General features: G+C 63.4%; 14 protein-coding genes. 9 read left to right on the top strand and 5 right to left on the bottom strand.

Annotated elements, in window-relative coordinates; all coding sequences use genetic code 11:
- Nucleotides 1-45 precede the first annotated feature (45 nt).
- From JNA92_RS04000 to JNA92_RS03960, 9 genes are all read left to right on the top strand, one after another.
- Nucleotides 46-954: an aldo/keto reductase gene (locus tag JNA92_RS04000; RefSeq protein WP_241803435.1), complete on the top strand. Its 909-nt coding sequence runs from the start codon at nucleotides 46-48 to the stop codon at nucleotides 952-954.
- A 4-nt stretch (nucleotides 955-958) separates the two neighbouring features.
- The gene (locus JNA92_RS03995) at nucleotides 959-2,278 is read left to right on the top strand and encodes an NTP/NDP exchange transporter (RefSeq protein ID WP_241803434.1); all 1,320 of its coding nucleotides are present in this window, start codon (nucleotides 959-961) and stop codon (nucleotides 2,276-2,278) included.
- A 110-nt stretch (nucleotides 2,279-2,388) separates the two neighbouring features.
- Entirely contained in the window at nucleotides 2,389-2,607 is a 219-nt protein-coding gene (locus JNA92_RS03990) for a general stress protein (RefSeq protein ID WP_241803433.1), read from the top strand.
- A gap of 60 nt (nucleotides 2,608-2,667) precedes the next feature.
- Nucleotides 2,668-2,865, top strand: coding sequence for a hypothetical protein (locus JNA92_RS03985; protein ID WP_241803432.1), 198 nt, complete (start codon nucleotides 2,668-2,670; stop codon nucleotides 2,863-2,865).
- Between the two features lie 18 nt (nucleotides 2,866-2,883).
- On the top strand, nucleotides 2,884-4,215 hold the full coding sequence (locus JNA92_RS03980; RefSeq protein ID WP_241803431.1) for an iron-containing redox enzyme family protein: 1,332 nt from the start codon (nucleotides 2,884-2,886) through the stop codon (nucleotides 4,213-4,215).
- Entirely contained in the window at nucleotides 4,215-5,168 is a 954-nt protein-coding gene (locus JNA92_RS03975) for a methyltransferase (protein WP_241803430.1), read from the top strand. Before JNA92_RS03980 ends, JNA92_RS03975 begins: the two co-directional genes overlap by 1 nt.
- A gap of 99 nt (nucleotides 5,169-5,267) precedes the next feature.
- Entirely contained in the window at nucleotides 5,268-5,858 is a 591-nt protein-coding gene (locus tag JNA92_RS03970; protein ID WP_241803429.1) for a 5'-methylthioadenosine/S-adenosylhomocysteine nucleosidase, read from the top strand.
- Nucleotides 5,859-5,980: 122 nt separating this feature from the next.
- On the top strand, nucleotides 5,981-6,118 hold the full coding sequence (locus JNA92_RS03965) for a PSPA7_2676 family Cys-rich small protein (protein ID WP_241803428.1): 138 nt from the start codon (nucleotides 5,981-5,983) through the stop codon (nucleotides 6,116-6,118).
- 10 nt (nucleotides 6,119-6,128) lie between these two features.
- On the top strand, nucleotides 6,129-6,977 hold the full coding sequence (locus tag JNA92_RS03960; RefSeq protein WP_241803427.1) for a Ku protein: 849 nt from the start codon (nucleotides 6,129-6,131) through the stop codon (nucleotides 6,975-6,977).
- Nucleotides 6,978-7,081: 104 nt separating this feature from the next.
- Here the strand turns inward: JNA92_RS03960 and JNA92_RS03955 are convergent, their stop codons facing one another.
- Genes JNA92_RS03955 through ligD form a run of 5 tightly spaced genes read right to left on the bottom strand, consistent with a single transcriptional unit; the run spans nucleotide 7,082 to nucleotide 12,647 of the window.
- On the bottom strand, nucleotides 7,082-7,747 hold the full coding sequence (locus JNA92_RS03955) for a glycosyltransferase (protein WP_241803426.1): 666 nt from the start codon (nucleotides 7,745-7,747) through the stop codon (nucleotides 7,082-7,084).
- Entirely contained in the window at nucleotides 7,744-8,343 is a 600-nt protein-coding gene (locus tag JNA92_RS03950; RefSeq protein ID WP_241803425.1) for a class I SAM-dependent methyltransferase, read from the bottom strand. The genes JNA92_RS03955 and JNA92_RS03950 overlap by 4 nt, the downstream gene beginning before the upstream one ends.
- Before the next feature lie 10 nt (nucleotides 8,344-8,353).
- On the bottom strand, nucleotides 8,354-9,109 hold the full coding sequence (locus JNA92_RS03945; protein WP_241803424.1) for a PIG-L deacetylase family protein: 756 nt from the start codon (nucleotides 9,107-9,109) through the stop codon (nucleotides 8,354-8,356).
- Nucleotides 9,106-10,152 carry an acyl-CoA dehydrogenase family protein gene (locus JNA92_RS03940; protein WP_241803423.1) on the bottom strand — a complete coding sequence of 349 codons (1,047 nt, stop codon included), beginning with the start codon at nucleotides 10,150-10,152 and terminating at the stop codon, nucleotides 9,106-9,108. The genes JNA92_RS03945 and JNA92_RS03940 overlap by 4 nt, the downstream gene beginning before the upstream one ends.
- Nucleotides 10,149-12,647, bottom strand: a complete 2,499-nt coding sequence (gene ligD, locus JNA92_RS03935) for a DNA ligase D (RefSeq protein ID WP_241803422.1) — start codon at nucleotides 12,645-12,647, stop codon at nucleotides 10,149-10,151. The genes JNA92_RS03940 and ligD overlap by 4 nt, the downstream gene beginning before the upstream one ends.
- Between the last annotated feature and the right edge of the window lie 142 nt (nucleotides 12,648-12,789).

Here is a 12,789-nt window from a genome sequence, read left to right as displayed (position 1 = left end):
AGCGGCTAGTCTTGGAAGTTTCCGACTTATGACGGGAGCTTTGCCATGTATGCACGTCGCGATGTCCTACGCGCCGGCGCGACTTTGGGGCTGCTGGCTGCCAGCCCTTGGCTACGCGCTGAGTCCCGCTCCGGGCTGCTGACCCGCAAGGTGCCGTCCACCGGCGAGGCCTTGCCGGTCATTGGCGCGGGGACCTCTGGCAGTTTCGAGGTCGAGGCCGGCTCCGCCGATTACCAGCGACTGAAGGCCGTACTGAAAGCGTTTTTCGAAGGCGGCGGCAAAGTCATAGACACATCGCCGAACTATGGCGGGGCAGACCGTATTCTTGGCCAGTTGCTGGAGGAGGGCGGCTGGCACCGGCAGTGCTTCATCGCCACCAAAATCGCCGCCGACAGCCGCCCCGACGCCGAAGTGCAATGGGCGGGCACCCTCAAAAGCCTGCGCACAGACAAGGTTGACCTGCTGCAGATCCACAACCTGCGCGACTGGAAGACCCAGCTGCCCTATGCCCGCCAGCTCAAGCAGCAGGGCAAGACCCGCTACGTAGGCATTACGCATTACCTGAACAGCGGCCATGACGAAGTCGCCAGCATCGTGCGCTCCGAACCACTGGACTTCATCCAGATCAACTATTCGGTCAATGCGCCCAACGCAGCAGACGAACTGTTACCGCTGTGCCAGGACAAGGGCGTGGCAGTGCTTATCAACCGGGCGTTCGATGACGGTCGCCTGTTTGCTAAGGTCAAGGGCCAGCCACTGCCTGCCTGGGCTGCAGAAGCGGGGGTGAGCAGCTGGGCACAGATTTTCCTCAAGTTCGCCTTCAGCCACCCCGCGGTGACCACGGTCATCCCGGCAACCGGCCGCCCCGATCGCCAGCTCGACCAGCTCAAGGCCGGCCATGAGCCGTTGTTCACCGCTGCGCAGCAAAAAGCGCTGATCGAACAGTTTGCCTGAGAACATGACCGGCTGGCGCAGACGTCTGGACCACGGGCTGAACATCCAGCCTGGCGAAGGCCCGGCTGTGGTCGGCGGTCTGGCCCTGTTCTACCTGCTGTTCACCGGTTATTTCATGCTGCGGCCGGTGCGCGAGACCATGGGCGTGGCGGGAGGTGTCGACAACCTGCAATGGCTGTTCACCGGCACCTTCATCGCTACGCTGACCTGCCTGCCGCTGTTCGGCTGGCTGGCCTCCCGGGTACGCAGACGGCACATCCTGCCTTGGACCTACGGCTTCTTCACGGCCAACCTGTTGCTGTTTGCCATGTTGTTTGCTCGCCAGCCGGACGACCTGTGGACCGCACGGGCCTTTTACATCTGGCTATCGGTATTCAACCTGCTGACAATCTCACTGGCCTGGAGCGTGCTGACCGATCTGTTTTCCACAGAGCAGAGCAAGCGTCTGTTCGGGCTGCTGGCAGCGGGGGCCAGCCTGGGCGGGCTGAGCGGGCCGATACTGGGTACGCTGCTGGTTGCCCCGCTGGGGCATGCCGGGCTGGTGTTGCTGGCCGCTTTGTTCTTGCTGGGCAGCATCGCCGCCGCCGTCTATCTGCAACGCTGGCGCGATCGCCAACCACTGCCTGTGCAGAACCAACAACCCGCGTCGCGGCCACTGGGCGGTAACCCATTTGCCGGTGCGACGGCTGTACTGCGTTCGCCGTACCTTTTGGGCATCGCCCTGTTCGTGGTGCTGTTGGCCAGTGTCAGTACTTTCTTGTATTTCGAGCAGGCGCGCATCGTCAGCGAAACCTTCACCAACCGTACACGCCAGACGCAAGTGTTCGGCCTGATCGACACAGTGGTCCAAGCCCTGGCCATCCTCACCCAAGTATTCATCACCGGTCGGCTGGCCAAACGCCTGGGGGTAGGGGTGTTGCTGGTGGCAGTGCCGCTGGTGATGGCGGCAGGCTTCGTCTGGCTGGCCCTGGCACCGGCATTTGCGGTGTTCGTGGTGGTGATGGTGGTTCGTCGCGCAGGCGAATACGCCCTGGTCCGGCCGGGGCGGGAGATGCTGTTCACGGTGTTGCCCGCCGAGGACAAATACAAGGCCAAGAACTTCATCGACACCGTGGTTTACCGAGGGGGCGATGCTATGAGTGGGTGGGTCAAACGTGCACTGGATGTGCTGGGCGACCATCCGCAACTGGCCATGATGATTGGGGCAGCCATTGCCCTGGGCTGGGGCCTCACCGGTGGGTGGCTGGGGCGGCGGCAGCGCACGCTGGATGCCCACGGCACCCAACCGGCCGGCGCGCAAAATACACCGCCACCGGTTATTTAACGCCACCGGTCCGAACGCCCGGCAATAAAACGAATCCCTCGCTATCGCCAAACTCCGAACCTATGTACGGCGCTTGCCGTGCTTCCAGAAGTCACATGAGGTTTCAGACCATGGCAAATAAAGACAACAGCCGCACCGGCAGCCAGGGCGGCCAGGGTGGCACCAAGAACCCCGGCAACTTCGCCAACGACCGGCAAAAAGCCTCCGAAGCTGGCCGCAAGGGCGGGCAGTCCTCAGGCTCCGGCATGGCCCACGACCGTGAGTCGGGCCGCAAGGATGCCGATATGCACAAAGACCGCGAGTCGGGCCAGAAAGGCGGCCGCTCGTAAGTGACCAGAGCGCGGTGCCGGACGCTTCGGCACCGCGTTCAGTTAGAAAGAGGACGTCCCATGCGCACCACAGCCATCATCATTGCCTTGAGCAGCCTGACGCTGCTCGGCGGTTGTTTCGATCGTGACCCCGATCACGCGGCGGAGGATGCCGACCACAGCAAACCTTCGCTGCAAATGCAGCAGCCCGATGACAAGCCTGCGCCACAACCTGCACCTGGCCCTGAGCCGATGCCACGCGAAGGCCAGAGCCAATAGTCGACAAAGGAGCGAGGCATGACGGTTCTGACGCGCAGCAACCCCGCCAAGACGCCGGCGCCACCCGCACAGCCGCTGAGCAGCCGCTACCATGCGTTTTTATCCGGTGATTACACCACTGCCCGCCAGTGGCTCGCCGAGCAGTTTGCGACGGCGAACGCCATGGCCGATGACCTGCCGGACACGCCTGATCAGTTGCAGGCATGGAGCGCGCGTCACGCCGCACAGGTTGCAGCCGAACACGCCGCCTACCTGGCCCAGCGCCGTGAAGGCGCGCCTCGACGGTATTTTGCCAACCGCGCCCAAGCATTGTGGTTCCTGCAACAGGTCGCACCGACCAAGGTCGTCGACGGCGCCTGGCTTCATGGGGCCCTGCGCCACTGGCAAGACCCGCGCTACCACGGCTTGATCCGCACCTACCTCGAGGAGCTGGGCGACGGCGATCCGCATTGCAATCATGTGTTGATCTACCAGCGGTTGCTGGGCAGGCTCGGCTGCCTGGAGGGCTTGCCCCTGGAGGACGAGCGCTATTTGCAAGGGGCCGTACAACTGGCGCTGGGCAGCTGTGTGGAATGGTTTCTGCCCGAAATCATTGGGTACAACCTGGGTTATGAGCAACCGCCTCTACATTTGCTGATCACCACCCACGAACTGGCTGAGCTGGGCATCGACGGCCATTATTTCCAGCTCCACGTCACGATCGACAATGCTGCCAGTGGCCATTCCAGCAAGGCCATTCAGGCGGTTCAGCAACTGTGCCCGGCACAGGATGCCGAGGTGTTCTACCGCCGAGTCAGGCACGGCTACCGCCTGAATGATCTAGGCACTGACACGCCGACGCTGATCAGCACCTTCGACCTTGAAGCCCAATTACTGGCTGCGTTGGAGCGCAAGCGCGTGTTCGGGCAGTTCATGCACGCTGACCGTTGCCGACTGCAGCAGCGCACGGTCAACCAATGGCTTAGTGAACCCTCGGCGCTACCGGGATTCTTGCAAGCGCTGGTGGCGCAGGGCTGGATCAAACGCGGGCAGAACCCAGCCGACAGCCGCTGGTGGTCGCTGATCGATGGCCCGGGCGCGCCGATGTTCGGGGTGTTCAATGCCTACGAAAAGCAGTTGTGGCACGACTGGATTGCCGGCGACTGGCAAAGCGCGGTGCGCCGTGTGCCGCCGGGCAGTTGGGAAGCTGCCTTGCACCAGCAGCCCAATGGCGAACAACGCCACGAAGTGATTGATATCGAGACCTTGGTCGAGCGCATGGCAGGCAACCAGCACGCCTTGCCGCAGGGGCTTGCCGCCACTCGGGCGTACCTGCGTGCTACAGGCCTTGGCGAGGAGGGACCGCACTGATGACGCTTGACCCGCAACAAATCCGGGCCGACGAAGCCCTGCTTCAACTCGGCCGGCGCCTGCGCGCTGACGGTTACCGGTTCACCTGCGTAACGCCTGCCACCCATGCCTACAACAATGCCCGCGCCGGCGCAGAGCGGGCCGCCAACCTGCGCGACGTGTTTGGTTGGAGCCGCCCATTCCCAGCCTCATTGATCAGTGCCGACGAGCTGGACCAGCTCAGCACCGCGCACGTGCTGTACGAGGACGGTGACCTGCTGCGCAGCCGGGTACGTTGGTCCAGCCTGGATGATCTGCTACTGGTGCATTCCGCCTACCCGACCGAGGCGGCTGATGCGGTGTTCTTCGGCCCCGACAGCTATCGCTTCGCCCAGGTCATCCATGACCATTTACAACGCAGCCCGGTACGGGTCGAACACGCGGTGGACATTGGCTGCGGCAGCGGCATCGGTGCCTTGCTGATCGCGCGCGCGGCGCAACATGCCCAGGTCAACGCTGTGGACATCAACCCCCTGGCACTGCGGTACACCGCGATCAATGCGGCGCTGGCGGGGGTGAGCAATGTATCCATTGCCCACAGTGACCTGCTTGCGGGCATCAGTGGCCATTTCGACCTGATCGTGGCCAACCCACCCTACATGCTCGATGACGGCCAGCGTACGTATCGCCACGGTGGCGGGTCTCTGGGCGCCGACCTGTCGTTGCGCATCATCGAGCAGGCGTGCGAGCGTCTGAGCCCTGGCGGGTCACTGCTGCTGTACACCGGCGTGGCGATGGTCGAAGGCCGTGATCCTCTGCTAGAGGCTATTCGCCTGCGCCTGGCGGGGCCTGAATGGGCCTGGGTGTACCGTGAGGTCGACCCGGACGTATTCGGCGAACAATTGCTCCAGCCAGGTTATGAGCATGTCGAGCGCATCGCTGCCGTGGCGCTGACGGTCAACCGCAGTGCGTGACGCGCTAGTGCGCCTTGCTACCACTGCGGGGCTTGCAATCAGTTAGCGTTCACCGACAATGGCAGCGCCCTTAGCAAGCCATTCGGAACGCCCTGCGCCATGATGCTGACCCAGCAATTTCCCGCCATTACCTTGGCCGACACCCTGTTCGTATTTGCCCTTGAGGCGGAAGCCGGCAGCGTATTCGCTGACGTCCATACCGTGTTCACCGGCATCGGCAAAGTCAATGCTGCCATCGCCCTGACCAAGGCGATTGAGCGCCAGCGGCCCAAACTGATCGTCAACCTTGGGTCGGCAGGCAGCCAGCGGTACGGCAAGGGGGAGGTGGTGTGCTGCACGCGCTTCGTGCAACGCGACATGGATGTGACCGCGCTGGGCTTCGCCCGCTACCAGACGCCGCTGTCGGACGTTCCGGTGCTGCTCGAACATGGCCACGCGATAGAGGGGCTGCCACTGGGCACTTGCGGCAGTGGCGACAGCTTTGAGGTCAGCCACGGAGATGCGCCCTACGACATCGTCGACATGGAAGCCTACGTTTTAGCGTTGATCGCCCGTAATGAAGGCATTCCGTTCGTGTGCCTGAAATACATTTCCGATGATGCCGGCAGCGATGCGGCCCAGGACTGGTCCGTGCAGGTGCATCTGGCCGCCGCGGCGTTCAAGCGTGTGCTGTTCAACAGCGAAACCTGATCAGGCATGCCGGCCAAGCCAGTGTCGGCAGCAAAACCGTAGGGCACTTGGGCTAAACCTTCCGCCCGCCGCGCAGTCATTTCAGGTAAGTGCCCGACATTTGCGGGCCGAGGAGGTGGCTGATGACCTTTGTCTGCCTACTGCGTGGCTGCCATTGGCGTGCCATGGTCAAACCCGAAGTGCCCGGGCTGCAGTGCCAGCTTTGCGAGCGTTGTGGCGCGCTGCGCTACTGCCAGCCCGGTCATCCCCTGCAACCCTAGGAGGCACGTCATGGCCAGGGCAATCTGGAAAGGTGCGATCAGTTTCGGCCTGGTGCATATCCCGGTATCACTGAACACGGCGGTGCGCACCGAGCGCGTGGACTTCGACTGGCTGGACAAGCGCAGCATGGAGCCGGTCGGCTACAAACGGATCAATAAGGTAACCGGCAAGGAAATCGACAAGGACAACATCGTCAAGGGCGTGGAGTACGAGAAAGGCCGCTATGTCGTGATCAGCGAAGAAGAGATCCGCAAGGCGCGCCCAGAAGCGACCCAGACGATCGATATCTTTTCGTTCGTGGCTGCCAGCGAAATACCGCTGCAGCAGTTCGATACGCCGTACTACCTGAGCCCGGACCGCCGCGGCGGCAACGTCTACGCCTTGCTGCGCGAAACACTGCAGAGCACTGGCAAGGTGGCGCTTGCCACCGTGGTGTTGCACACACGTCAACACCTGGCATTGCTGCGGCCGCTGGACGATGCGTTGGTGATGATCACGTTGCGCTGGCCGGAGGAGGTACGGGGGCTGGATACGCTGGAGCTGGACAAAAGCGTGACCGACACCAAGCTCGACAAGCGCGAACTGGCCATGGCCAAGCGCCTGGTCGAGGACATGAGCGGTTCGTGGGCTCCGGACGACTACCATGATGCGTTCCGCCAGACCATCATGGACCTGGTGGAAGAGAAGGCCAGCAAAGGCAAGATCAGTGTGGTGGACAAGGGCGAGGGGGGCGAAGCCGAAAAAAGCGCCGATATCATCGACCTTACCGAACTGCTCAAGCGCAGCCTCGGCGGCAAAGCTGCGAAAAAAGCACCTGCCGAAAAGAAACCTGCCAAGCGTACGCGTAAAGCTTCATGAAGGCTTGGGCGGGTTGCCTGCCTTGTTAGCACAGCATCATTCAGATAGAGCGCCATCCACGCGGCGCTCTATCTGAAGAATTCCGAAGAGCGTGGTCCAGCTGATCAACCGCCCAAACGCACCTGCAGCCCTGCCAGAAAATCCCCAAACCCTTCACGCGCCCGGCTGTCCCTTCGGCTGCTGGTCGCAACACTGTGCTTGGCTGTCCAGACGATCTGCGCGCCGCTGGCCTCCAGGTCGCGGACCAGCTGGACGTCCTCGTGCGCCGCCAGCGGTTGAAAGCCGCCCACACGTTCATAAGCGCGGGCACAGACCCCCAGGTTGGCCCCATGAATATGCCGGTGGCCTTCACAGGCCTGATACCCGCTGCGGTAGAGCTTGCGCAGCGCCGCACGCTGCCACGGCTGCCAGTGTTCGATATGTACTGTGCCGCAGACCACCTCGGCAGTGCACGCCAGTTGCCACAGGAGCCAGTGCGAGGGCACTTGGCTATCGGCATCGGTACAGGCCAGCCACTGGGCGCCGCGCTCCAGCATCAGCGCCGCGCCAAGCCGGCGGGCCATGCCGACACTGCCAGCTTCCACCGCCAGCGTGCGTACACCGAAGCGCGCGGCCACCGCCGCACTGGCATCACGGCAACGGTCCAGCACCACCAACACTTCAACCTGATGCCCTGCATGCTCGGCCAAGGCTACCGCCGCTGCCATGGCCTTGAGGCAGCGCCCCAGCCGTCGCGCCTCGTTATGGGCAGGAATGACGACGGCAATCATGAGCATGTCTCGTCCAGGTCGACCACGCTGGGCTCGGCTGACCAGTATTCCAGCAAAAAGTCCGCCTCTTCATGGCGAAACACCGGGTACAACGGTACATGCTTGGCCAACAGCTGGTGCACCTCACGCCCATTCTGGGGGCAGCCTGCGATCGGATGGCGCCAGTGACAGGCCAGCAGGCCACCGTCATAGGTCAGGCTCGCAACCGACTGCTCGATCACCTGCAACCAGTCGGTAGGGTTCAGGTAGTAACCCACTTCGCTTAGTACGATCAGGTCGAAGCTGCCGCCCGGCCAGTCCGCCGGCAAGCGGCCAGCGACGACCGAAGCATTGGGCAACCCCGCCAGGCGCTGACGGGCCAGGGCAACTGCAGTAGGGTCAAGGTCCTGGCACAGCAGCTCGGCACAGCGATCGGCCAGCGCTGCGCTCAGCTCGCCATTGGCACAGGCGGGTTCGAAGACCCGTTGGTAGCACTGGCGCGGCAGGCTGGCCATCAGCAGGTCACGCTTGCGACGTTCGTACCAGCGTGTGCGAAACGCCCAGGGGTCGTCATTGCTGGAATACAGGTCGGCGAAATATTGCGCATCGATACTCATGACAACTCCTTCACAGGAATACCAGTTCGAAGGGTTGCAGCATGCAATCGAGCAGGTCGGCAGGCAGCACCGGCGCCCGCCCTTGGTCGGGCTCCAGCTGGCTGTGATACGCCGCCAAGGCCTGACGCTTGCGCGCAACCCGTGTTTCGTCCAGCTCGATGCGATGTGCCCGTTGCCAGGGTAGGCGCGGGTCGTCAGGCTGTGCCCAATGCCAGGCCCACACAGGCACCTCCACCAGTTGCACCTGGCGCGCCAGGGCAGCCTGCGCTGCCGCCCGGCCAAGCGCTTCGTGGTCGCAGTGGCCGTCGCCGCGCCAGGTAGTCATCAGCACATCATCGGGCTTGAGCAGTTGGTTAAGGTGATTGACCAGGAACGCTTCGTCACGTGACAGCGCCCCGTCCTTGAGGTGCAGGCGCCGCCAGTCCAGCCGGTTGAGGTCCAGGTCCAGCTGCTGCAGGGCGTGCCGGCTTTCAAGTGGCCGTTGACGGCGCAGGCGGTGCTCGGTCCAGGTCGCCGATTCTGGGTGGCTTCCTTCACCATCGGTGACGGAGATCAGCAGCACGTCCTGTTCGCGGCCGTGCAGCCCGGCCAACAGTCCACCGGCCATGAGGATCTCGTCATCGGGGTGGGGCGCCAGCAGTACCAAGCGCCGGCCTGCGGGTAGCAACTGGTCCGGCGTGATCCAGCTCGCCCGCGCCAGGTGTGCAGACTGCTGCCACTCGGCCCACGGCCTGCCTTCACTGGCCTTGATCAGGTTCTCACTCATAGTTGCCAGGCTCCTGCCGGCACCAAGGCCAGCTGTTGGCCAAGTGCGGCCAGGTCACGTTCTGCATGGCTTTGGCGCAGAAAGACCGGGAGGTCGGCGCTCAGCCGTGCAAAGTGGCTACTGCGGCAGAACGGCGTTGCGCCCAGCGCACGCCCCACATGGTGGATCACCTGCTCTACAGCCTGCTCTACCTGGGCACGCACGCGGCGTACCTCGAAGCTGGCGTCGGCGTTGGGCTGGCGGTCTATCCATGTGGCGCATTCGCGCAGTGCCGCACGGGCACCGTACAACGCGGCATCCACTGCCCCCAGGTGTGCCTGGGCGTGGGGATCCGAGTTTGGCTTGCAGCAACGCTCACGCAGGTAATCGGCCAGCGCCTGCGCTGCGCCGTACCAGCAGGCAGCGATCCCCGCACCGCCGTGCCAGAAACCGGGGCGCGACAGGTACTGCCCGGGTTGGCCTACGGCGGTCCCGGGCGCATCCTCGAAGGTGATTTCAATGCTGGCGGTCGTCGCCATGCCCACCGCTTGCCAATGATCGACCTGCACCCCCTGGCTGGGATGGGCCAGTTCGATCGCTACCAACTGCGGCTGGTCGTCATCCTCGGCCCAGGCCGTGATCAGCGCGCGGTCGATCTGCAAGGCACCTGAGCACCAGGCCTTGCTGCCGGCAAGGCGCACCTGGTCGCCATCACGACCGATGATCCGAGCCCGCGCATCAGGGGGCTCGGCGGCCCACACGCCCCATATTGCGTTGCCCGCCAGGTGTGCGGCGCCGCATTCGGCAAGGATCGCCAGTGCGTCGGTATGGCCTTCGTACACTTTGGCCAGCGCCAGGTCGCAACCGGCAATACGCGCCAGCGTCTGCCAGCGCTGCAAGGTATGCCCTTGGCCCGGCAGCGGCAGTTGGTCGAGATGGTCCGCCTTCAGCGCCTGCATCAGTTGCGACAGCTTGTTGTCCAGGTTCAAAGGCTGCGCGCGTTCGCTGAACGTACGCAGCAGGCTATCGAGGGTGTTCAGGTCAACATCCTGAGTGATGCTCATGTCATCCCCATCTGTTTGCGCATGCGCGCTGTGATCGACTGTCGGGTCTTGCCCATGTCCGCCCAAGGGTCATCGACCTCGGCCAAGCGTTCGTGCAGGTTGCCGATATGCCACTGGTTGGCGCCTTTGAGCTGGGCAAGTTCCTCGCGCCAGATCGGCACAGACACCGGTAAGCCTTCCCGGGCCCGCAGGGAGTAGGCGCAGGCTGTGGTGGCGCCTTTACCGTTGCGCAGGTAATCGATGAAGATCCGCCCGACCCGGTTCTTCGGCCCGGACACTGCGCTCAGCCGGTCGGGGAACAGCTTGGCCAGGTAACTGACGATGGCATGGCTGAAGTCTTTCACCTCGTCCCAGCCCGCACGGCGGGTCAACGGCACTACAAGGTGCATGCCTTTGCCGCCGCTGGTCTTGAGGAACACCTTCAGGCCCAGTTCGTCGAGCAGGGTGAGGGCCAGCTGAGTGGCTTCGATCATGGCCTTCCAGGGCAGTGCCGGGTCCGGGTCGAGGTCGAGCACGAAGCGGTCGGGCTTGTCGAAGTCCTTATCGGTGGCATTCCAGGTGTGCAACTCGAGCATGTTCATCTGCACGGCACCCAGTAGCGTGTCAGCGCGGTTGATGACCATCGCCGCCTGGCCGGCCTCGGCTTTGTCGTAGCTGAGCACATTGGCGATATGCAGCTGGTCGGCGTTTTTCTGGAAGAACAGTTCGCCGTTGAGGCCCTCCGGCGCCCGTACCAGCGCGACCGGCCTGCCCTTGAGCTGCGGCAGGATCCACTGGCTGACGCCGGCATAGTATTCGGCAATCTGGCGCTTGGTTGCGCCAATGCTGGCGTCGATGATCCGGTCCGGATGCGTCAGGCGCAGGTCGCCCAGGTCTTCTGGCGCTTTGCTACGCCTGGTTTTGGGCAGGGTCTTGGCTGGCATGGCGCGCTCCAGGTCGATGGCGCTGGCAGGTTTGTCGTCGCGCAGCCCGTGGAAAACCGAATGGCGTACTACGCCGTCGCGTGTCATTTGCGCGTACGCGACCTCGGCCATCAGTTCTGGCTGGAGCCAGTGAACACCCCGAGCTTCCGCCCCGGTGGGTGGCCGGGGCAGGGCTGGCTTGCGGATCTCCAAAGGCTTGAGGCGAGCATGAATACTTTCAAGCGTGGTAGCGCTGAAGCCGGTACCGACTTTTCCGGCATAACGGAGCTCGCCGCTGTCTGGGTCATGAAGGGCGAGCAACAGGGCACCGAAGCCACTGCGGCTCCCCTTCGGATCCGTGAACCCAACGATGACGAACTCCTGGCGCTGCTTGCACTTGAGCTTGATCCAGTCCGCGCTGCGCCGCCCTGTGTAGGGGCTGCCGGCGCGCTTGCCGATCAACCCTTCGAGTTCAAGGCGGCAGGCGCTGTCGAGGAGCGACTCGACCGGCTGCTCGAAGTCGGCGGAAAATTGCAGAACATCGGACTGATCATGCTCAAGCAGTTCGCTCAAAGCTTTGCGCCGGTCTTCCAGAGGCAACGCGCGCAGGTCCTGGCCACCCAGGAAGGGCAGGTCGAACAGGTAGTAGACGATCTGCTCGTCGCGCTCGGTATCGAAGGCATTCTGCAATGCCTGGAAGTCGGCCACGCCGTTCTCGCCGTTGACCACCATCTCGCCGTCCAGCCAAGCGCTGTCCAGGCCCAAAGCACGCAGCGCAGCCACCTGCCGGGGCATTTTGTGGCTCCAGTCGTGGCCGTTACGGGTGAACAGGCGCACGTCTTCGCCATCGATACGGGCGAGCACACGATAGCCGTCGAACTTGACCTCATAGCGCCAGTCGCCAGCGGGAGGTGAGTCGACCAGGGTCGCCAGCTGCGGTTGCAGTTGCCCGGGCAAGGCTGTTTTCTTGCCAGCGCCGCTTGATTTGCGCTTGGGCACCTTGGCAGGTTTGGCGCTGGGACTTTGCCGCGGCACGAGCGTACGATCGCTGATCACGCTGTCAGGCTGCGCCTCGACGATGCTGTAGTCGGCCTCGCTGCGTGCCTGTGCATCGGCGGACTTGACCAGCATCCACTGCTCTTTCTTGCCTGAAAGACGGGTGCGGAACAGGTTCCACACGCCATTGAGCTTTTCACCCTTCAAGCGAAAGCGCAGCTTGCCCTTGCTGTAGGCTTGGTCCGCGTCGCCTTCTGGCTCCCAAATGCCACGGTCCCAGACGATCACATCGCCGGCGCCATAGTGCCCCTGGGGGATATTGCCTTCGAAATCGGCGTAATCGAGCGGGTGATCCTCTACATGCACCGCCAGGCGCCGCACCTTGGGGTCCAGGGAGGGCCCTTTGGGGATGGCCCAGCTTTTCAGCGTACCGTTCAGTTCGAGCCGGAAGTCGTAGTGCAGGTGGCTGGCGTCGTGCTTCTGAATGCAGAACTGCAGGGCATGGTTACGTTTCGCACGGCCGCGCTTGCCACTGGGTTCGGGCGAGGCATTGAAGTCGCGCTTGCGCTCATATTCCTGCAGGGGCTTGGCCTTCATCTAAGGCTCCCAGGGGTGGCTGTCTCTCATTTGGGAGGCAGCGGGCAGGGCGGGAGTTCAAAAAATCGATTGCCCGCGGGCGGGCAAAAAACTCTGAATTTTCCAGGCCCACTCACAGTCGACCGAACACACCTGTGATGGA

This window comes from Pseudomonas putida, assembly GCF_022627325.1.
GTDB lineage: Bacteria > Pseudomonadota > Gammaproteobacteria > Pseudomonadales > Pseudomonadaceae > Aquipseudomonas > Aquipseudomonas putida_X.
Note: the sequence above shows the minus strand (reverse complement) of the source record. Positions and strands in the feature narration are given on the sequence as shown.

What these genes read in the sequence shown, in the direction of transcription:
- JNA92_RS04000 (WP_241803435.1), top strand. Translation starts at nt 46, where the DNA reads ATGTATGCACGTCGCGATGTCCTACGCGCCGGCGCGACTTTGGGGCTG.
- JNA92_RS03995 (WP_241803434.1), top strand. Translation starts at nt 959, where the DNA reads ATGACCGGCTGGCGCAGACGTCTGGACCACGGGCTGAACATCCAGCCT.
- JNA92_RS03990 (WP_241803433.1), top strand. Translation starts at nt 2,389, where the DNA reads ATGGCAAATAAAGACAACAGCCGCACCGGCAGCCAGGGCGGCCAGGGT.
- JNA92_RS03985 (WP_241803432.1), top strand. Translation starts at nt 2,668, where the DNA reads ATGCGCACCACAGCCATCATCATTGCCTTGAGCAGCCTGACGCTGCTC.
- JNA92_RS03980 (WP_241803431.1), top strand. Translation starts at nt 2,884, where the DNA reads ATGACGGTTCTGACGCGCAGCAACCCCGCCAAGACGCCGGCGCCACCC.
- JNA92_RS03975 (WP_241803430.1), top strand. Translation starts at nt 4,215, where the DNA reads ATGACGCTTGACCCGCAACAAATCCGGGCCGACGAAGCCCTGCTTCAA.
- JNA92_RS03970 (WP_241803429.1), top strand. Translation starts at nt 5,268, where the DNA reads ATGATGCTGACCCAGCAATTTCCCGCCATTACCTTGGCCGACACCCTG.
- JNA92_RS03965 (WP_241803428.1), top strand. Translation starts at nt 5,981, where the DNA reads ATGACCTTTGTCTGCCTACTGCGTGGCTGCCATTGGCGTGCCATGGTC.
- JNA92_RS03960 (WP_241803427.1), top strand. Translation starts at nt 6,129, where the DNA reads ATGGCCAGGGCAATCTGGAAAGGTGCGATCAGTTTCGGCCTGGTGCAT.
- JNA92_RS03955 (WP_241803426.1), bottom strand. Translation starts at nt 7,747, where the DNA reads ATGATTGCCGTCGTCATTCCTGCCCATAACGAGGCGCGACGGCTGGGG.
- JNA92_RS03950 (WP_241803425.1), bottom strand. Translation starts at nt 8,343, where the DNA reads ATGAGTATCGATGCGCAATATTTCGCCGACCTGTATTCCAGCAATGAC.
- JNA92_RS03945 (WP_241803424.1), bottom strand. Translation starts at nt 9,109, where the DNA reads ATGAGTGAGAACCTGATCAAGGCCAGTGAAGGCAGGCCGTGGGCCGAG.
- JNA92_RS03940 (WP_241803423.1), bottom strand. Translation starts at nt 10,152, where the DNA reads ATGAGCATCACTCAGGATGTTGACCTGAACACCCTCGATAGCCTGCTG.
- ligD (WP_241803422.1), bottom strand. Translation starts at nt 12,647, where the DNA reads ATGAAGGCCAAGCCCCTGCAGGAATATGAGCGCAAGCGCGACTTCAAT.